Genomic DNA, 18,010 nt, shown 5'->3' with positions numbered 1-18,010 from the left:
GTGACGGCCTGTAACTCGTGCGGGACGGCCGCTTCACCGGCCGCGTGGCCGTGCCGTGCTCGCGCGTTCCACCAGGCGCGTCGACAGTTCCGTGCGGGTGCTCCCCGGGTGGCGGCCGTCCGTCATGCGCAGGAGCAGGCGCAGCACCGTCGCCGCCCTCTCGGAGCCGGCCGGCGGACCGTCGTCAGAGGAGGGGCGAGCCAACCGTTCGCCGACAAAACCACCTTCTTGTTCTTCGTCCTCGAGGTACCGCCGTCGGCCACCGGCTCGGACGACCAGCCAGCCGCGGAGCACGAGCCGAGCCAGAACCGGATCGAATCGAGGCGACCGTTCGCATCGCGGCCCTCCACGAGTGACGGCGACCAGCAGTCATGAGAAACCGGCCGGAGTGGCGCGTGCGCTTCAGGAATTCATCGCGGCTCGGTCGGAATCGCTGCGCAGAACGCAGAATTCGTTGCCTTCGGGGTCAGCGAGGACTGCCCAGCCAGAGCCATCGGGATTCCGGTGATCGGTGACGAAGGTGGCACCGAGGCCCAGCAGCCGTTCCACCTCCTGCTCGCGCGAGGTCTCAGGGCGCAGACACAGATGGATCCGGTTCTTGACCGTCTTGGCCTCGGGCACCTGGTTGAAGTGCAGCACCGGGCCCTCCGCCAGCAGCACCTGAATCTCAGGGTCACCCGGTCTGTCCTCCGGATGCAGCGGACGGCCGGTCACCCCGCTCCAGAACCGGGCCAGCTCGTAGGCATCCGCACAGTCGATCGCCACGTTCTGCACTACCGAAACCATGCGCGCAAGTCTTCCCGACTTCCACTCCGGACACCACCGAGTTGCGCTCAGCCTTCGCGCACGGCTCAGGCACACGGCAGCACTCCCGAATGACCGGCTGAGCCACCCGTCCGGCCCTTAATTGCCTTTCTTGCCCTGCCGAGCGGGAGCTAGTGTTCGCGCAGCGAGTGACTCACAAGGAGCGAAGACATGGTCGGTCGTCCGAGCACGCGTTGACGTCCGAGGCCGCGAGCGGCCTGTCATCGCGTGCTGCCCTCACAGCGCGGCACAGCGAGCCTTCCCTTCACGCTGCCGGAAACCGTCGGTGCGCCTGACGTGCGCCGGTCGGCGGCTCTCGTCTTCGGTCATCCGAGGAGTCCCTGTGCCGTCCTCTTCCTCCGCTCGATCCGATTCCGTTCGTCCTGCTCCGTCCAGCCTCTGGCGGGACGGAGACTTCCGCAGGCTCTGGGTGGGCCAGACCGCCTCCCAACTGGGCGAACACGCAAGTCTGGTGATTCTGCCGCTCTTCGCCGTTCTGACGCTCAACGCCGGTGCCGGCCAGTTGGGCGCCCTGCGCGCGGTGGGGCAGGCGCCGATTCTGCTGCTCTCGCTCTTCGTCGGCGCGTGGGTGGACAGGTGGCGGACCCGCACGGTGATGGTGCTGACGGACGTCGGCCGGGCCCTGGTGCTGGGCGCCGCCGCCGTGGCCGGCCTCCTCGGCCGGCTCGGCCTGCCGACGCTGCTCGTGGTCGCCTTCACCGTCGGGGCCCTGTCCGTGTTCTTCGACGTGGCATACCAGGCTTCCTTGGTACGGCTGGTGAAACGCGATCAGTTGGTGCGGGCCAACAGCGCGCTCGAGGGCAGCCGGTCCGCGGCGCAGATCGGCGGTCCCGCCCTCGGTGGTGCGTTGGTGTCCGTGCTGTCGGCGCCGATCGCCGCCGCCTCCAGCGCGCTGTTCTTCACGCTGTCGTTCCTGTCGATCCGACGGATCGGGCGCCGCGAATCCGTCCCGGAGCGCTCGAAGCGTCCCCCTCGGGTCTGGCGGCGGATCCACGAGGGCCTCCGCTTCGTCGCCGGCGACACCTCGCTGCGGGCCGTGTGCCTCGCATCAGCCGCCTTCCAGTTCTTCTTCGCGGCGGTGATGACCGTCTACCTGCTGTTCCTTCCACGGGACCTGCACCTGTCGGGCACCGCCGTCGGGCTGGCGCTGTCGGCGACGGGACCTGGAGCGCTCCTGGGCTCGCTGCTGGCCGCCCGCCTGCCGGGCCGGTTCGGACATGGCGCCGTGCTCGTGTCCGCGGCGGCACTCGGCGACGGCGTGTTCCTGCTTGTGCCCGCGCTGCGCGGTTCCTCCGCGGTGACGGTTCCCGCGCTCCTTGCGATCAGCTTCGTGTTCGGGGCCTTCGGTCAGCTGGTGAACGTCACTCTCATGGCCGTCCGGCAGACCCTCACCCCGGACGGGATGCAGGGCCGCGCGGCCGCAACGATCAACTTCGTCGGCATGGGGATGACCCCGCTCGGTTCGCTGCTCGGCGGCTTCCTCGCGGAAGCGTGGGGGACGCGCACCAGCCTCCTGGTGGCAGCCGCAGGCATGCTGCTGTCGCCGGCACTGATGGCCCTGTCCCCACTCGCCCGCCTGGGACGGACGCTTCCCGCCCCGCCGGAGGCTCCGGCCCCGGCTGCGTGACGACCCTTGTCGCCGCGAACAGCCGGCACGACTCCGTGAGCGGTCGCAGCCGTCGGGCAAGCCCGGTCACCACCGCGTGGTCGGCCGGTCCGGTCGACCACGCCGCTCAGCTCAATGCGGGTACCGCGCACCAGCCGGTGCGCCTGCCCCTCTCACCGGGCGAGCACGTACCACTCGGGCGAATCCGTGTCTCCGAGCTGGTAGTTCAGCTTGGGACGGCCGGCCGTGCCGCTCAGTGTCCACTGCCCCGACCAGCAATCGCCGACATCGATGGTGACGCTCTGGAGCCAGGGATCGTCGTCCGGTTCGAACCTCCACGTGCCCGAGCCCTCACATCGCCCGTCCGGCGAGTCGACTCCGCCTTGGCTCCAGGTGCCGGTGGCCACCGCACGCCCTTCTCCGTCCAGCCGCAGCGTGCCGCCACGGCCGTCGTTCCACGTGCCGACCAGGTCCGAGGCGTGGACCCGGGGCGGTGCGTACTCGTCCACCAGCCCGGTCCCGTAGGCCAAGGACCCCACGGCGACCACGGCGGCCGCCGACAGCAGGCCGACCCCGACGACCGTCCCGTACGGGCGTCCACGGGTGAGGGCCCACCGCGTCAACAGCGTCACCGTCGACAGCGCCGTCGTGCCGGACGGCCACACCCACAGCCAGGTCTCCAGGCCGTCCCCCGTCGCCGCCGGCCACAGCGCCACGGCGGCCGCCCAACAACCGGCCACCGCCAGAATCCACCACCCCACGTGCCGACCGGCACACCGCCGCCCCGCCCACACGGCGACCGACAGCGTCGGCAACACCCCGAACAACGTGCCCAGGAACGCCACGGGAAGACCGAAGCAGAACAGGGCGGGAAGCATCAGCAACACGGTGCCGGGGCCATCGCCGCGCATCGGAGACTCCCCTGCCATCTCCACGAAGCCCACGATCTCCACGGCCGTCGGAGCCATCATCAGCACCGCCACCATCGAAACGGAGATCGGCTGCGGCCCCCGCAAGCCGTGCGGGCTCCCCGACTCCTCCACACGCAGCCCCGCCGACCGCTTCACCCCGTCGCTCACATGCCCTCCCCCGCCCGGCGTCATCCTCCCACGGGAGCCACCGGCGGCATTCGCGACCTGCGGTCTCAGCGGTTACGGAGCTCGGGTACCGCACCATCCGCCGTGCCCGACCCGCCTGAGCCGAAGCACGCCGGTTGTCACCATCGGCCTCCGTCGACCTGCGGCTTCGATCAGGCAAGACACGGCGGATGTCACCAGGTCGGCACGCTGCGGGTCCGTTCAGCCGAAGGGAACGGCGTCCTCCGGGGCGGTGTGCCAGTTGGTGACGATCGGGCGATCGACAGTGATGGTGCCGACCGGCAGGGAAACCGGGTTGGGGTCGTCGTCACCGATGGCGACGATGATGCTGTCCAGTTCCTTGCCACCGTTTCCGTTGGTGGTCTTCGGGTTCACCCCGGCGTAGGCGGTGGTGCTCCCGCTCAGCTTGATCTGCTCGCCGACGGCCTGCTCCGCGGGACCCGCCTGGGTGCCGTCGGATCCGAACGCCACGGTCGGAAGCGCGGCGGGCAGGTAGCAGGTGATCCCCGGCTTCGCCTTGGCGATGATCAGGATGTATCCGCCGGCCTGGGTCTCGGACCTGGTGCTCCAGGAGATGTCGTTGGCGCCACAGCCCTGCTCGACCGGCTCCCGCTTGCCGTTGCCGGTGTCGACGCCGGAGCCGGCCCCGTCCGCAGTTCCCTTGCCCGGGGCGTCGGAGCCCTTGCCGGTGCCCTGGTCACCGCCCGCGGTCGACGAGCCGGACGGGGTGACCGCATCGCCGGCCGGAGTTGCGGACGAAGAACCCTGCGCAGCGCCGGTGTCCGTGGCCGCGTCCGAGTCCTGGCACGCCGTCATCAGCATGGCGCCTCCGACGAGGGCCACGGAGACGAGTAAGGCCTTGCGACGGTTGCCGAACATGAAATCCCCCTGGTGATCAGTGGTGGAGGCCGAAGCGGTTTCGGCTTCTCGGTGCTTGCTCGTCCACTATGAGGGGGCTACGAGCCGAGGAGATCCCGGCGTCTTCGTTCCAGGACACCGCTGTCGCAGACCGGTGACACGATCACGAAGCAGAAGAACCGGGGCAGTCCGATGCACCCCGTTCGGTGGTCCTGAGGACAACACGCCTGCCTTTTCGCCGCGTTCACGGCAGATGACGTAGGCGGGATCCCCCCCGCGGGTGCGGGGATGGTCCCGGTTCCGGCGACCGCCGTGGGAACACCTGCCCTTGCCGGATACGGCCCCCGAAACCGACCGCGTGGGTCGACGTCCCGGGATCGACCACGTGCGTCGCGGCTGGGCCTGTGGTCATCGGTCCCGCGTTCGGTCAGCGCGGTCCTCGGATGCCGTCGATGATGCGGGTCCAGTTGTCACCGCCGTGTCCGTCCTCGATCGCGCGCCGATAGTGGGCCTGCACGGCCAGGGGGAGCGCGAGGTCGAGGCCGAGTGACGTGCTGGTCTCGACGATGTGGTCGGACGTCGCCCCCATCATGGTGACCGTGCTGAGCTCGCCGGGATGCTTTCCGGCATCAAGCGCGGCACCGGGGTTCTCTTCACCGGCCCTCAGGATGTCGCCTATCGAGTCCGCGAAGGAGAGCAACTCAGGCAGCGCTTCCCTGGCCCTGATTCCTGCGGTGCCCAGCATCGCGGTGGCGTGCATCAGTCCGGACAAAATGGTGAGGAACACCGTGAGTTGGGCTTGGTACATCATCTGGGCGAGGCCCGGGTCCTCGCCCAGATGCTTTGGTGTTCCCAGCAGGGCCAACGTCGCCAGGTGGCGCTGCATCGTCTCGTCGGGGCCGCTGTAGTAGACATGGGCGGCCTCCGTGCCGACCATCGGCGCGGGGACCATGACACCTCCGGTGAGGAAGGTGGCGTCGTGGCCCGCTGCCCAGGTTGCCGCCTTGCGTGTGGTGTCGGGGGTGTCGGAGCTCAGGTTGACCAGCGTCCGGCCGGCGAGCGATTCGGTGGCGCTGTCGAGGACGTCGTACATCGCCTGGTAGTCGGTGAGGCTCAGGATCACGAGGTCACTCGCTTCGACCGCCTCGCTGGGTGTCGCCGCGAGCGTCGCTCCGTCGGTGACGACGCCGTCGGCCCGACTGGCGGTGCGGTTCCAGACGGTGACCGGGTGGCCGGCGGTGAGGAGGGTGCGTGTCATCGCCTGGCCCATCGGGCCGAGTCCGATCACGGTGACAGCGCTGTTCTGCCTGGTGGTGCGGTTCTGTTGTTCGTTCACTCCTCCATCCTCGAAGAGCGCCACTACTCTCGGAAGTACCCACTATTTTCTGCGGTACTTACCTTTCAGTAAGGGGACCAGTGATGGCCAAGGCGCCGAGACACGGGCCTTACATCTGCGGCATCGACGCTGCGCTCGATGTGGTGAGCGGCAAGTGGAAGGGACTGATCCTCTGGGAACTCGATGCCCGTCGCGTGCGCCGCTTCGCTGAACTCCGGCGCGGCCTGCCGGGAGTGAGCGAGAAGATGCTGACGCAGCACCTGCGCGAGATGGAGGCGGACGGTCTCGTGCACCGGGAGGTCCATGCCGAGGTGCCGCCGCGGGTGGAGTACTCCCTGACCGAGCACGGGCGCACGCTCAATCAAGCGCTCGGGCCGCTCGGCGCCTGGGGGAGTGAGCGGATGCGTCGCGAAGGCTTCGAAGCGGTCGACGTGGCCGAGACCTCACACGGCTGAGCGTCCCGGCCACCCGTCCCGCGCGCTCGAGAAGCCGTTCGGGGACGAGTGCGCCGTGTGGACTCCCGACGAGCAACGCGTGGTGCTGGAACTGCTCACGGCCGGGGTGGAGCTGTGGAACTCCTGCCCGGTGTTCGTGAAGCCCTTCTCGAGCATCGCCTTCGGCAGTGGGCGAGATGCCCCCGGGGGCTTGTGATTCGTGGCGGTGGTGGTTTTCCAGGAGACCTTGCCGGCCCGGCCGTCGCCAGTTCGGAAGAGCGCGTATGTGACTCCCTACTGATGGGCGAGACGGTCACACCCACGAGTTCTGTGCCTCGAGCGCTCTGGCTGCCCGACTGGTCAGCCAGAGCGCTCGAGGGAAGTGCCGGCCGGCGCGGTCGCCGGAGGCGGGGTGCCGCCCCGGCGTCCGGTCAGCGGGTGGCGAGGAGTTCGAGCGTGTCGATCACGCGGTTCGAGAAGCCCCACTCGTTGTCGTACCAGGCGACCACCTTGACGTGGCGGCCGTCGACGCGGGTGAGGGCCGAGTCGAAGATGGAAGAGGCGGGATTGCCCGTGATGTCGGACGACACGAGCGGGTCGTCCGAGTACTCGAGGATGCCGGCGAGCGGTCCCTGTGCCGCGGCGCGGTACGCCGCCAGCACGTCGTCGCGCGTCACGTCGCGGGCGACGGTCGTGTTGAGTTCGACGATCGAGCCCACCGGCACCGGTACGCGGATCGAGTCGCCCGACAGCTTGCCGTCGAGGTTCGGCAGCACCAGGCCGATCGCCTTGGCGGCGCCGGTCGTGGTCGGCACGATGTTGACGCCGGCGGCCCGGGCGCGACGGGCGTCGCGGTGCGGACCGTCCTGCAGGTTCTGCTCCTGCGTGTAGGCGTGCACCGTCGTCATGAACCCGTGCTCGATGCCGGCGAGTTCGTCGAGGACCGCGGCCAGCGGCGCGAGCGCGTTGGTGGTGCAGGAGGCGTTCGAGACGATCGTGTGCACGGCCGGGTCGTAGGCGTCGGTGTTGACTCCGAACGCGAGCGTGACGTCGGCGCCGTCCGACGGCGCGCTGACGAGCACCTTCTTCGCGCCCGCGTCGAGGTGGGCGCGGGCTGCCTTGGCCGAGGTGAAGCGGCCGGTGGCCTCCAGGACGAGGTCGACGCCGAGTTCGGCCCACGGAAGCTGCGCCGGTTCGCGCTCGGCCGGCACCGTGATCCGGCGGCCGTCGACGACGAGGGCGTTCCCGTCGACGGTCACCGGACGTCCGAGCCGACCGGCCGTGCTGTCGTAGGCGAGCAGCCGGGCGAGCGTGGCGGGCTCCGTCAGGTCGTTGACGGCGACGATCTCGAGGTCGCTGTCGCGCTCCAGCAGTGCGCGCAGCACATTGCGTCCGATGCGGCCGAATCCGTTGATGGCGATGCGAGTGGTCATGAGTGGTGTTCCTTCCCTTCGCCACCAGGCTCGCCCGCGGCCGGCGCCGCCGACAGTGGCGGAATCGCCATGGTTCAAAAGGATCCCGCCACGCGTGCCGGGCGGGTCACTCGCCCAGGGTGAAGGTGCGTCGGTACTCGCTCGGGGCGGTGCCGAGGATGCGCTGGAAGTGCAGGCGCAGGTTCGCGCCGGTGCCGAGGCCGACGTCGGCGGCGATCTGTTCGACGCTGCGTTGCGACCGCTCCAGCAGTTCGCGGGCCAGGTCGATGCGGGCGCGCATCACCCACTGCATCGGCGTGTAGCCGGTCTCCTCGACGAAGCGCCGGGAGAACGTGCGCGGCGAGACCCCCGCCTGCCGCGCCAGTACGTCGAGGGTGAGGGGCTCGCCGAGCCGGTGCAGCGCCCACTCGCGGGTGGCGCCGAAGCGCTCGCCGAGCGGCTCGGGGACGCTGCGCGGCACGTACTGGGCCTGGCCGCCGCTGCGGTAGGGGGCCGCGACCAGGCGGCGGGCCGCGTGGTTGGACGCGGCCACTCCGAGGTCGCCGCGCAGGATGTGTAGGCACAGGTCGAGGCCGGAGGCGGCGCCGGCCGAGGTGAGCAAGCTGCCTTCGTCGACGAACAGCACGTTCTCGTCGACCCGGACGAGCGGATGCCTGGCCACGAGTGCCCGCGTGTAGTGCCAGTGCGTCGTGGCGCGCCTGCCGTCGAGCAGGCCCGTGGCGGCGAGCGCGAAGGCGCCCGTCGAGATGGCGGCGAGCCGCGCGCCCCGAGCGTGGGCGGCGATCAGTGCGTCGACGACGGCCTGCGGTGGGTCCTCGCGGTCCGGGGACCGGTAGCCGGGGACGAAGACGATGTCGGCCCACGCAAGGGCGTCGAGGCCGTGGGCGACGTGGTACGCGAGGCCGTCGCCGCCGGTCACGAGACCGGGTGTCGCCCCGCACACCCGCACCTCGTACGGCATGCTCGCGCGGGTCGTGAAAACCTGCGCGGGAATTCCGACATCGAGCGGCTTCGCGCCCTCGAGCACAAGGACGGCGACGCGATGCAGGCGGGAGGCTGGCACAGGAAGAGGCTACGTGGGGCGTGACGTCGATACGCTCACTGCGCGGACCGGGCAGACGACACCGGCCAGGGCGCCACCGTGTCCCAGTGGACCGTGCGGTCGCACCAGCGGTTCAGGAGGGTGCGGTCGTGGCTCACGGCCAGCAGGCCGGCGCCGGTTTCGGTGCGGTAGTCCTCGACCACTGCCACCAGGGCGGCCGTTGTCGACGCGTCGAGCATGGCGGTCATCTCGTCGCAGATCAGCCAGCGGGGGCGCAGGACCAATGCGCGGGCGAGGCAGGCGCGTTGGAGTTGGCCGTCGCTGACCTCGTGGGGGCGGCGGGTGAGCAGGTCGGGGGTGAGGCCGACGGTGGAGGCCAGTTCGGCGACCCGGTAGGGGGCTCCGGCCCGGCGGCCCGTGGCGCGCAGGGGTTCGGCGATCAGGTCGGTGAGGGTCAGGCGGGGGTCGGCGGAGAGACGGGGCTGCTGGAAGACGACGCCGAAGGCGGTGCGCAGCGCGCGGGGGGCGCGGTGGCGCCAGTGGCGTACGGGGGTGCCGTCGAGGATGAGGGTGCCGGCGTCGGGGCGGTGGAGGAGGGCGGCGACCTTGGCGAGGGTGGACTTGCCGCAGCCGCTGGGGCCGAGCAGGCCGACGGCCTCGCCGGGGGCGACGGTGAGGGAGGCGTTGCGGACGGCGGGGGTCGAGCGTCGGTCGTAGCCGGCGGTGATGGCGCGGAGTTCAAGCACGGACGTCCTCCAGGGCCTCGACCGGGAGCGGGTGGTGGCAGGCGGCCGACGCGGTGAGGGGCGGGAGGGTCGCGCAGGCGGTGGTGGCTCGGTCGCAGCGGGGGGCGAAGGGGCAGCCTCCGGGGAGGGCGCCGAGTTCGGGGGGCATGCCGGGGATGGGGGTGAAGGCGCGGTCGGGGAGGGCGTTCAGGAGGCCGCGGCTGTAGGGGTGGCGGGGGCCGGGGGTGCCGAAGAAGGTGTCGGCGTCGGCGAGTTCGACGATGCGGCCCGCGTACATGACGGCGACCCGGTCGGCGATGCGTTCGGCTGCCGTCAGGTCGTGGGTGATCATCAGGAGGGCTCGGGCGTGTTCGTCGTCGGCGTCGACGTGGCGGCGGAGTTCGTCGACGGTGTGGTCCACCAGGTCGCGGTCGAGGCCGGTGGTGGGTTCGTCGGCGAGGAGGAGGGGTGCGTCGCCGATCAGGGCGAGGGCGGTGGCGGCGCGTTGGGCGAGGCCGCCGGAGAGTTCGTGGGGGTGGCGGTCGAGGTGGTCGGTGGGGAAGGCGGCGCGGGCGGCGGCCTGTTCGGCGGCGGCGCGCAGGGCGGCGCGGCCGCGGACGCCGGTGAGTTCGGCGACCGTCTCCTCCATCTGGGAGCGGATGGTGCGGACGGGGGTGAGGTGGGCGGCGGGGCTCTGTGGGATGAGGCCGATGCGTCGGCCGCGTACGGTGCGGGCGAGGGTGCGTTCGTCGGCGGTGAGCAGGTCGAGGTCGCCGAGCCGGGCGTGGCCGGCGGTCTGCGCGTTGGCGGGGAGCAGGCCGAGCAGGGCGGAGGCGAGGACGGACTTGCCGCAGCCGCTCTCTCCGATCAGGGCGAGGCATTCGCCGGGCGCCACGTCGAAGTGGGCGTCGGTGACGGCGGCGATGCGGCCGCCGTCGGGTACCAGGAAGCGCACCGACAGTCCGCGGACCGACAGTACGGGAGGTCGCTCGGTCACAGCGTCAGCTCCGATCGGCGGCGGGGGTTGATCCGCTCCCGCCAGACTCCGGCGAGTCCGGCGATGGCGAGGGTGGGGATGATCAGGAACAGGCCGGGGAAGAGGGTGGGCCACCAGTGGCCGGCGAGGAGTGAGCCGCGGGCGCCCTGGATGAGGGTGCCGAGGCTGGCGGTGTGGGTGGGCAGGCCGAGGCCGAGGAAGGAGAGCGCCGATTCGTGCCACATGGCGTGCGGGATCATCAGGACGGCGGCGAGGCCGGCCTGGGGCAGTACGCCGGGCAGCAGGTGCCGTACCGCGACCCGCAGGCGGGAGGCGCCGCCGGAGACGGCCGCGTCGATGTAGGGGCGGGAGCGCAGGGAGAGGACCTCGGCGCGGACGATGCGGGCGGTGGACAGCCAGTGGGTGAGGGCGACGGAGATCACCACCGGCCAGACGCCGGGGCGGAACATGGCGACGATGAAGATGCCGAGCAGCAGGTGGGGGACGGAGGAGATGGTGTCGACCAAGCGCATGACGAGGCGGTCGACCCAGCCGCCGAGGGCTCCGGCGGTGGCTCCGACGGCGGTGCCGATGACGGTGGCGGTGAGCGCGGCCACGACGCCGACGAGCAGGGAGACCCGTAGTCCGTAGACGCAGCGGAGCAGGAGGTCGCGGCCCACGTCGTCGGTGCCGAAGGGGTGGGACCGGCTGGGTGGGAGGAGTTTGGAGGCGAGGTCGACGGCCTGCTGGTCGAGCTGGACCAGTGGGGGGACGAGCAGCACCGCGAGGGCGGTGAGGGCGACCAGGGTGGCGGAGACGCGCAGGCGCAGGGTGTGGGTGGAGCGGCGGGTGGTGCCGTGCGAGCGCCAGGCGGTCGCGGCCGTGGGGGCGGTCGCGTCGGCCTTCTCGACGGTGGTGTCAGCCATGGGGATCACATCTCATCCAGCTTGACCCTCGGGTCGATCAGTCCGTACAGGAGGTCGGCGAGGAGGTTTCCGGCGAGGACGGCGGCGGTGGCGAGGGTCGTCAGGGCGGCCAGGAGGGGGAAGTCGACGGCGGTGGCCGCCTCGACGGTGGCGGCGGCGATGCCGGGCCAGCTGAAGACGGTCTCCACGAGGAGGGCGCCGGTGATGAGTTCGGGGACGCGGGAGCCGATGAGGGTGAGGACGGGCAGCAGGCCGGAGCGCAGGGCGTGGCCGAGCAGGACGGTGCGTTCGGCGAGGCCGCGGGCGCGGGCGCCGCGCACGGGGTCCTCGGCGAGGGCGTCGCCGACGCCCTGGCGGACGTAGAGGGTGAACCAGGGCAGTTGGGAGACGGCGAGGACGCCGGCGGGCAGGATCAGGTGGCTTGTGACCTGTGCGGCGGTGACGTGTTCGCTGCCGGTGTCGGTGAGGCCGCCGGCCGGGAGGACGTCGAGGTGGAGGGCGAACAGCCAGACGGCGAGCAGGGCGATCCAGAAGACCGGCGCGGCTTCCAGGCAGTAGGCGAGGGAGGTGACCGTGCGGTCGAGGAGGGAGCCGGGGCGGCGGGCGGCGAGGACGCCGAGCAGGGTGCCGAGGAGGACGGCGACGGCGAACGCGACGGTGCACAGCAGGGTGGACCAGACCAGGCGTTCGCCGATCGCCTCGGCCACCGGCTGCCGCATCACGCTGGAGTGGCCGAGGTCGCCGGTGAGGGCGGAGGTCAGCCACTCCCACCAGCGGACGGTGAAGGGCTGGTCCACGCCGAGGTTGGCCCGGAGCCGGTCCAGGGTTTCCTGGTCGGCGCCGAGGGCGGCGGTGCCGGCGTAGGCCTTGACGGGGTCGAACGGGGAGGCGGCGGCGAGGGCGAACGCGCCGAAGGTCACGACGAGGAGGACGGGCACGGCGAGCAGGGCCCGCCGTGCCACGAGGTGTCCCATCGCCGTCCAGGGCAGGGTCTTCACTTCTCGGGCTGCCAGTCCTCGGCGTTCCACCAGGGGCCGCTGGCGAAGCCGTGCTCGTGCGGTTCGACCTGGGTGGTGAGGTCGCCCCAGCGGTCGGCGAGGACGTACAGGTGGTCGATGTGGGTGAGGAAGGTGTAGCCGGGGTCCTTCACGAGTTCGCGCTGGAGGTCGTCGTAGGCGGCCTTGCGGTCGTCGGGGTTCTGGGCGCGGCGGCCGGTCTCGAGGGCCTTGTCGACGGCGGGGTTGTCGTAGTGGGGCATGTTGTTGAAGCCGTCTCCGGCGAGGGAGGAGTGCAGCAGGGTGTAGAGGCCGAAGTCGGGGTCGCCGGTGCTGCCGAAGCCGGCGAGGACGGCGTCCTTGCCCATGCGGGGTTCGATGACCTCCCAGGTGGCGCCCTCGACCTTGACGTCGATGCCGGCCTTCTTGGCGTCGGAGGCGTAGGCGAGGGCGTGGTCCTGGCGGACCTTGTCGCCGGAGGGGTAGAAGAGGGTGAACGCGGCGCGGGCGCCGTCCTTGGCGCGGATGCCGTCCTGGCCGGCCTTCCAGCCGTCGCGGTCGAGGATCTTCTTGGCCTCGGCGAGGTCCTGGGGGCGTTCGATGTCCTTGGCGTACCAGGGGTCGTCGAGGGGCAACGGCCCGTAGGCGGGGCGGCCGGCGCCGTCGAGGATCTTGTCGACCATGGCCTGGCGGTCCACGGCGAGGTCGAGGGCGCGGCGGATCGTGGTGTCGCCGGTGATCTTGTTCCCGGTGGGGAGGGTGACGGCGCGGAAGTCGTAGGTGGTGGCCCGGTAGGTCTTGCGGGCGTCGTCGTTCTTGAAGGTGGCGGCAAGGTTGGGCGGGAGGGTCGCGCCGTCGAGGTCGCCGGAGCGCAGCCGGGTGGCGCGGACGTCGTCGTCGGCGATGATCGCCATGGTGAGCTTCTTCACCTTCGGTGCGCCGCCCCAGTAGTCCGGGTTCGCCTTGAAGGTGAGCTTTTCGCCCTTGCTCCAGCCGGTGAGGACGTACGGTCCGGTGCCGATCGGCTCGGTGTTGAAGGCGCCGGTGTTGGGGTCCTGCTCGCCGGCGACGTGCTCGGGGACGATGGGCAGGACGGTGCGGGCCGGGAAGGCCGCGTAGGGGTACTTGAGGGTGAAGACGACCTTGTCGTCGCCGTCCGCCCGGACCTCCTTGACGGCGTCGAGTTCGCTCTTGGCGGTGTTGTTGGTCTTGTCGTCGAGCACCGTTTCGTACGTGTAGACGACGTCCTCGGCGGTGAGGGGTTCGCCGTCGCTGAACTTCACGCCCGGGCGCAGGGTGTAGGTGTAGGTGCGGCCGTCGTCGGTGATCTCGGGGAGCGCCTTCGCGAGGGCGGGCTCGAGTTCCAGGTCGGAGTCCCGGGCGAGCAGCCCGTCGAAGATCTTGGAGTTGCCGTCCTTGCCGTAGCCGAGCAGGGGGCTCAGGGTGTCCGGTTCGGAGGCGACCCCGATCACCACGGAGTCGGCGGACCCGCCGCCCGCGGCGCCGTCCGTGCCGCCGCCGGGCGCCGAGCACGCGGCGACCGCGGCGGCCATGGTCGCCGCGACGGCGGCACCCTTTATTCGTCGGGTCGTCATCTGATCTCACACCTTTGCTGCCCGGATCTCGTTGTTGCATATTAGTTGCAGCAGGGTTCTGCCCAGGACCCCCTCCCCTCATTCCCGCACTTCGGCGTGGTGGGCCCGTGGGGTGCGAGCTGCGGGGCGCCGTCCGTGCGCCCCCCGGGAGTGCTTGTCAGCGGCCCGGGACGGGGTCTAGTGTCGCCTCGCCTTGGTGAACGGGAAATCCGGTGTGATGCCGGTGCGGCCCTCGCCACTGTGATCGGGAAGTCCGGCTCCGGCCCCAGGCCCTGTCCCCCGACAGGACCGAACGGCAGCCACTGGGTCCCCCTCGGACCCGGGAAGGCGGAGCACGGGCGGTGGTACCCGTCAGCCAGGAGACCGGCCAGGGCGCGTCAACCATCCACGAGGTGCTGGAGAGGGTCTGCTGAGCCATGCACATAGCCGAGGGTTTTCTACCACCGGCGCACGCGGTCGCCTGGGGCGTCGCGTCGGCGCCGTTCGTCGTCCACGGAGCCCGGTCGCTCATCCGTGAGGTCAGGGAACACCCCGAGAGCACGCTGCTGCTGGGCGCGTCGGGAGCGTTCACCTTCGTTCTGTCCGCGCTGAAACTTCCCTCGGTGACCGGGAGTTGCTCCCATCCCACCGGCACCGGGCTGGGCGCCGTCCTGTTCCGGCCGCCGGTCATGGCGGTGCTGGGCACCATCACCCTGCTGTTCCAGGCCCTGTTGCTCGCCCACGGCGGGCTGACCACGCTCGGCGCCAACGTCTTCTCGATGGCGGTCGTCGGGCCGTGGGCGGGGTACGGGGTCTACCGGCTGGCGCGGCGGTACGGGGCGCCGCTGATGGCCGCGGTGTTCTGCGGCGCGTTCGTCGCCGACCTGTCGACGTACTGCGTGACGAGTGTGCAGCTGGCGCTCGCCTTCCCCGACCCGGGCAGCGGGTTCCTGGGCGCGCTCGGCAAGTTCGGTTCCATCTTCGCCGTCACGCAGATCCCGCTCGCGGTGAGCGAGGGGCTGCTGACGGTGCTGGTGATGCGCATGCTGGTGCAATCCAGCAAGGGCGAGCTGACCCGGCTCGGGGTGTTGGTGACCGGGCTCGGGAAGAAGACGGCGGGCGCGGGCGCGAGCGAGGCGGTGGCCCGATGAGCCGTGACGCGAAGATCAACTCCCTGTTGCTGCTTCTGGTCGCCGTGCTCGCCGTGGTGCCGCTGGTCCTCGGGCTCGGCGACCACAAGGAGGAGCCGTTCGCGGGCGCCGACGCGGAGGCGGAGACCGCGATCACCGAGATCGACCCGGACTACGAGCCGTGGTTCTCGCCGCTGTACGAACCGCCGTCCGGGGAGATCGAGTCGGCGCTGTTCGCCCTCCAGGCGGCGATCGGCGCGGGCGTGCTCGCGTACTACTTCGGGCTGCGGAGGGGACGCCGGCAGGGGGCGGAACGAACGCGGGCGGAGCAGGAGCGGGGGGCCGGCACCGAGGCGGACGTCGACGAAGCGGCCCCCGCGGGACCCGGGACCTGATCCCCCGTGCTGCCGATCGACGCGGCGGCGCACAGCAGTCGCTGGCGCCGCCGTCATCCCGTGGACAAGGCCGTGCTCGGGCTGGGGCTCACCGTGCTGGCGGTCTCGCTGCCGCCCTGGCCGGGCTCGGTCCTGGTGCTGCTGACCGCGCTCGCGGTGCTGCTGGGTCCGGCGGGGGTGCCGGGGCGACGGTTGTGGCGTGCCTACCGGGTCCCGCTGGGCTTCTGCGTGACCGGGGCGCTGACGCTGCTGGTGCGGGTGGGCGGGCCGGGCGGGTTCGTGGCCTGGGCCGATGACGGGCCTTTGCGGGCCGGGGAGTTGCTGCTGCGCACCTCGGCGGCCTCCCTCGGGGTGCTGCTGTTCGCCTTCACCACGCCGATGTCCGACCTGCTGCCGCGTCTGGTGCGGGCCGGGGTGCCCGCTCCCCTCGTCGATGTGGCGCTGGTGACGTACCGGATGAGTTTCCTGCTGCTCGACTCGGTGCGCCGGGTCCGGGAGGCGCAGGCGGCTCGGCTCGGGCACACCACCCGGGCGGCGACCTGGCGTTCGCTGGGCGGGCTCGGCGCGACCGCGTTCGTCCGGTCCTTCGACCGGGCGGCACGGCTGCAGACGGGGCTCGCCGGACGCGGCTACGACGGCACGCTGCGCGTGCTGGTGCCGGAGGCCCGGGTCTCCGTCCGTTTCACGGCCGGGAGCGTGGTGCTGCTCGTCGCGCTGGCCGTCCTCACCCTCGTCCTGGAAGGACCCCTGTCATGAGCGGGCCCGCGCTGGTCGCCCTGCGGGGCGCTTCCTTCGCGTACGAGGACGGTCCGGCCGTGCTCACCGGCCTCGACTTCGAGGTGCGGGAGGGGCGCGCGCTCGCCCTGCTGGGCCGCAACGGCAGCGGCAAGACGACGCTGATGCGGTTGCTGAGCGGTGGACTGCGGCCGGGTGAGGGCGAGTTGACCGTGGCGGGCCGACCTGTCCGGTACGACCGCAAGGGGCTGACCCGGCTGCGGACGACCGTGCAGCTGGTGGTGCAGGACCCCGACGACCAGCTGTTCGCGGCGTCCGTGGGCCAGGACGTGTCGTTCGGGCCGCTCAATCTGGGGCTGTCCGACGCGGAGGTGCGGGCGCGGGTGACGGAGGCGCTGGCCGCGCTGGACATCACCGGCCTCGCCGACCGTCCCACGCACCTGCTCTCCTACGGGCAGCGCAAGCGGACGGCGATCGCGGGCGCGGTCGCCATGCGGCCCCGGGTCCTGGTCCTGGACGAACCGACGGCGGGGCTCGACCCCGACGGCCAGGAGCGGCTGCTCGCCACCCTCGACGGACTGCGCGCGAACGGCACCACGGTCGTCATGGCCACCCACGACGTGGACCTCGCGCTGCGCTGGGCCGACGACGCGGCGCTGCTCACGCCGTCGGGTGCCCGCACCGGCCCGGCGGCCACGATGCTGGCCCGCACGGACCTCCTCACGGCGGCGGGGTTGCGGTTGCCGTGGGGGGTGGCGGCCGCGCGCCTTCTCCGCGCCCGGGGCCTGCTGGCCGACACGGCTGCCGGGCCCCGGACGCCGGAGGAACTGGCCGCGCTGGACGCGGTGGACCCGTAGTGCGGTGTCCGCGGGCCGGGCCGGGGGTGGCGTCGCGCGGGTGGGAGGAGAGCGGGTCTGCCCGGGGGCTCGGTTCGGGTGGTGCCGGGCGCTGCGCGCCCGGCACCGTCCGACGGTCGGGCTCCGGTCAGACCGAGGTGCGGAAGGCGGGCAGGTAGCCGCTCGACTGGCCGACGGCCTTCGGGTGGTAGGAGTTGTCGACCGGGACCGTCACGCTGTGGAGCCAGGCGTCGCCCGAGCAGAGCTCGTGTCCGGTGAACTCGTCCACCACGCTGGAGAAGGTGAAGCCGGCGTTGGCCGCCCGCTTGGCGATCACCCCGTTCATCACGTCCGAGGCGTTGTTGATCGCGCCGCGCTCGACCTCGGTGAGTCCGGCGATGCAGTTGCCCGAGAGCTTGTAGAAGCGCGGGTACCCCAGGACCACCACGCGGGCCTTCGGGGCACGCGAGCGGATGTTGCTGTACATCGTGTCGAGCTTGCCCGGGAGGGAGCTGTTCATGAGGGAGATGGCCGAGTTGACGCGGCTGACGCAGGTCGCCTCGCTCTGCAGCACGCAGGCCTGCATGACGTCCGCGAAGCCCATGTCGTTCCCGCCCGCGGTGACGCTGACGAGCGTGGTCGACGTGTTCAGCGCGCCCAGCTGGCCGCTGGAGACGCTGGTCGTGGTCGCGCCGCTGCAGGCGGCGAAGGTGAACGAGGACGGGGCGTTCGCGGCGGCCCAGAGCTGGGGGTAGGCCTTGGTGCTGCGTTTGCAGGTGCCGCTCTCGGACGTGTAGCTTCCGGCGCCCACGCCGGAGGAGTAGGAGTCGCCGAGAGCCACGTAGTTGTGGCCGGCAGCCGAAGCCGGCTGCGCCATGCCGAGGACGGCTGCGGCACCCATGACGAAGGCCAGCACTGAGGCCCGGAGAGAACGCACTGACATAGTGGTCAGCCCTTCAAATGCGGGGAAAGAGCGGTTGGTTGATGAAACAACCACTCTTTTAGCAGAGCTGGAACTCGTCAGTAACACCTCGGAGAAAAGCCGCCCGTAATGCCTGAATGATCATTCAGCCGGATCATCTTCGCG

Annotated in this window: 19 protein-coding genes, 1 pseudogene and 1 riboswitch; of the genes and pseudogenes, 7 read left to right on the top strand and 13 right to left on the bottom strand. The window is 71.4% G+C overall.

Features of this window, described 5'->3' with window-relative positions; all coding sequences use genetic code 11:
• Window positions 1-33: 33 nt before the first annotated feature.
• Window positions 34-203, bottom strand: a pseudogene (locus AB0I73_RS02715) (substrate-binding domain-containing protein); the annotation flags it as partial.
• A gap of 199 nt (window positions 204-402) precedes the next feature.
• Window positions 403-786, bottom strand: coding sequence for a VOC family protein (locus tag AB0I73_RS02710; protein WP_109381613.1), 384 nt, complete (start codon window positions 784-786; stop codon window positions 403-405).
• Between the two features lie 361 nt (window positions 787-1,147).
• Here AB0I73_RS02710 and AB0I73_RS02705 point away from each other — a divergent pair, with 361 nt between their 5' ends.
• A complete protein-coding gene (locus AB0I73_RS02705) occupies window positions 1,148-2,452 on the top strand; it encodes an MFS transporter (protein ID WP_363033051.1) in 1,305 nt (434 codons plus the stop codon).
• A gap of 152 nt (window positions 2,453-2,604) precedes the next feature.
• Here the strand turns inward: AB0I73_RS02705 and AB0I73_RS02700 are convergent, their stop codons facing one another.
• From AB0I73_RS02700 to AB0I73_RS02690, 3 genes are all read right to left on the bottom strand, one after another.
• Complete coding sequence (locus AB0I73_RS02700) at window positions 2,605-3,510, bottom strand: hypothetical protein (RefSeq protein ID WP_363033049.1); 906 nt, start codon at window positions 3,508-3,510, stop codon at window positions 2,605-2,607.
• 219 nt (window positions 3,511-3,729) lie between these two features.
• On the bottom strand, window positions 3,730-4,407 hold the full coding sequence (locus AB0I73_RS02695; RefSeq protein ID WP_363033047.1) for a hypothetical protein: 678 nt from the start codon (window positions 4,405-4,407) through the stop codon (window positions 3,730-3,732).
• A 406-nt stretch (window positions 4,408-4,813) separates the two neighbouring features.
• Window positions 4,814-5,722 carry an NAD(P)-binding domain-containing protein gene (locus AB0I73_RS02690; protein ID WP_363033045.1) on the bottom strand — a complete coding sequence of 303 codons (909 nt, stop codon included), beginning with the start codon at window positions 5,720-5,722 and terminating at the stop codon, window positions 4,814-4,816.
• An 83-nt stretch (window positions 5,723-5,805) separates the two neighbouring features.
• On the opposite strand from AB0I73_RS02690, the gene AB0I73_RS02685 reads away from it, so the two are divergent.
• Window positions 5,806-6,177 (top strand): helix-turn-helix domain-containing protein, encoded by a 372-nt coding sequence (locus tag AB0I73_RS02685; RefSeq protein WP_363033043.1) that lies wholly within the window; start codon window positions 5,806-5,808, stop codon window positions 6,175-6,177.
• Between the two features lie 55 nt (window positions 6,178-6,232).
• Window positions 6,233-6,373, top strand: a complete 141-nt coding sequence (locus AB0I73_RS02680) for a hypothetical protein (RefSeq protein WP_363033042.1) — start codon at window positions 6,233-6,235, stop codon at window positions 6,371-6,373.
• 214 nt (window positions 6,374-6,587) lie between these two features.
• On the opposite strand, the gene gap is transcribed toward AB0I73_RS02680, so the two are convergent.
• The 7 genes from gap to AB0I73_RS02645 form a co-directional block, all read right to left on the bottom strand.
• Window positions 6,588-7,589 (bottom strand): type I glyceraldehyde-3-phosphate dehydrogenase, encoded by a 1,002-nt coding sequence (gene gap / locus AB0I73_RS02675; protein ID WP_363033040.1) that lies wholly within the window; start codon window positions 7,587-7,589, stop codon window positions 6,588-6,590.
• Between the two features lie 106 nt (window positions 7,590-7,695).
• Window positions 7,696-8,652 carry a helix-turn-helix domain-containing protein gene (locus tag AB0I73_RS02670; protein ID WP_363033038.1) on the bottom strand — a complete coding sequence of 319 codons (957 nt, stop codon included), beginning with the start codon at window positions 8,650-8,652 and terminating at the stop codon, window positions 7,696-7,698.
• Window positions 8,653-8,687: 35 nt separating this feature from the next.
• Window positions 8,688-9,377 (bottom strand): ATP-binding cassette domain-containing protein, encoded by a 690-nt coding sequence (locus AB0I73_RS02665; RefSeq protein WP_363033036.1) that lies wholly within the window; start codon window positions 9,375-9,377, stop codon window positions 8,688-8,690.
• The gene (locus AB0I73_RS02660; protein WP_363033034.1) at window positions 9,370-10,353 is read right to left on the bottom strand and encodes an ABC transporter ATP-binding protein; all 984 of its coding nucleotides are present in this window, start codon (window positions 10,351-10,353) and stop codon (window positions 9,370-9,372) included. Before AB0I73_RS02660 ends, AB0I73_RS02665 begins: the two co-directional genes overlap by 8 nt.
• A complete protein-coding gene (locus AB0I73_RS02655) occupies window positions 10,350-11,258 on the bottom strand; it encodes an ABC transporter permease (RefSeq protein WP_363033032.1) in 909 nt (302 codons plus the stop codon). The genes AB0I73_RS02660 and AB0I73_RS02655 overlap by 4 nt, the downstream gene beginning before the upstream one ends.
• Before the next feature lie 5 nt (window positions 11,259-11,263).
• Window positions 11,264-12,232, bottom strand: coding sequence for an ABC transporter permease (locus AB0I73_RS02650; RefSeq protein WP_363033270.1), 969 nt, complete (start codon window positions 12,230-12,232; stop codon window positions 11,264-11,266).
• Between the two features lie 20 nt (window positions 12,233-12,252).
• Entirely contained in the window at window positions 12,253-13,848 is a 1,596-nt protein-coding gene (locus tag AB0I73_RS02645; protein ID WP_363033030.1) for an ABC transporter substrate-binding protein, read from the bottom strand.
• 177 nt (window positions 13,849-14,025) lie between these two features.
• A riboswitch (cobalamin riboswitch) is annotated at window positions 14,026-14,235 on the top strand.
• A 29-nt stretch (window positions 14,236-14,264) separates the two neighbouring features.
• On the opposite strand from AB0I73_RS02645, the gene AB0I73_RS02640 reads away from it, so the two are divergent.
• Genes AB0I73_RS02640 through AB0I73_RS02625 form a run of 4 tightly spaced genes read left to right on the top strand, consistent with a single transcriptional unit; the run spans window position 14,265 to window position 16,944 of the window.
• Window positions 14,265-14,978 carry an energy-coupling factor ABC transporter permease gene (locus AB0I73_RS02640; protein WP_363033028.1) on the top strand — a complete coding sequence of 238 codons (714 nt, stop codon included), beginning with the start codon at window positions 14,265-14,267 and terminating at the stop codon, window positions 14,976-14,978.
• Window positions 14,975-15,352, top strand: coding sequence for an energy-coupling factor ABC transporter substrate-binding protein (locus AB0I73_RS02635; protein ID WP_363033026.1), 378 nt, complete (start codon window positions 14,975-14,977; stop codon window positions 15,350-15,352). Before AB0I73_RS02640 ends, AB0I73_RS02635 begins: the two co-directional genes overlap by 4 nt.
• A gap of 6 nt (window positions 15,353-15,358) precedes the next feature.
• The gene (cbiQ, locus tag AB0I73_RS02630; RefSeq protein WP_363033024.1) at window positions 15,359-16,108 is read left to right on the top strand and encodes a cobalt ECF transporter T component CbiQ; all 750 of its coding nucleotides are present in this window, start codon (window positions 15,359-15,361) and stop codon (window positions 16,106-16,108) included.
• Window positions 16,105-16,944, top strand: a complete 840-nt coding sequence (locus AB0I73_RS02625) for an ATP-binding cassette domain-containing protein (protein WP_363033022.1) — start codon at window positions 16,105-16,107, stop codon at window positions 16,942-16,944. The genes cbiQ and AB0I73_RS02625 overlap by 4 nt, the downstream gene beginning before the upstream one ends.
• A gap of 127 nt (window positions 16,945-17,071) precedes the next feature.
• Here AB0I73_RS02625 and AB0I73_RS02620 read toward each other — a convergent pair whose 3' ends face one another.
• Window positions 17,072-17,866 (bottom strand): SGNH/GDSL hydrolase family protein, encoded by a 795-nt coding sequence (locus AB0I73_RS02620; protein WP_363033020.1) that lies wholly within the window; start codon window positions 17,864-17,866, stop codon window positions 17,072-17,074.
• Window positions 17,867-18,010: the final 144 nt, after the last annotated feature.

This window comes from Streptomyces sp. NPDC050388 (assembly GCF_040655635.1).
Taxonomy (GTDB): Bacteria; Actinomycetota; Actinomycetes; order Streptomycetales; family Streptomycetaceae; genus Streptomyces.
Note: the sequence above shows the minus strand (reverse complement) of the source record. Positions and strands in the feature narration are given on the sequence as shown.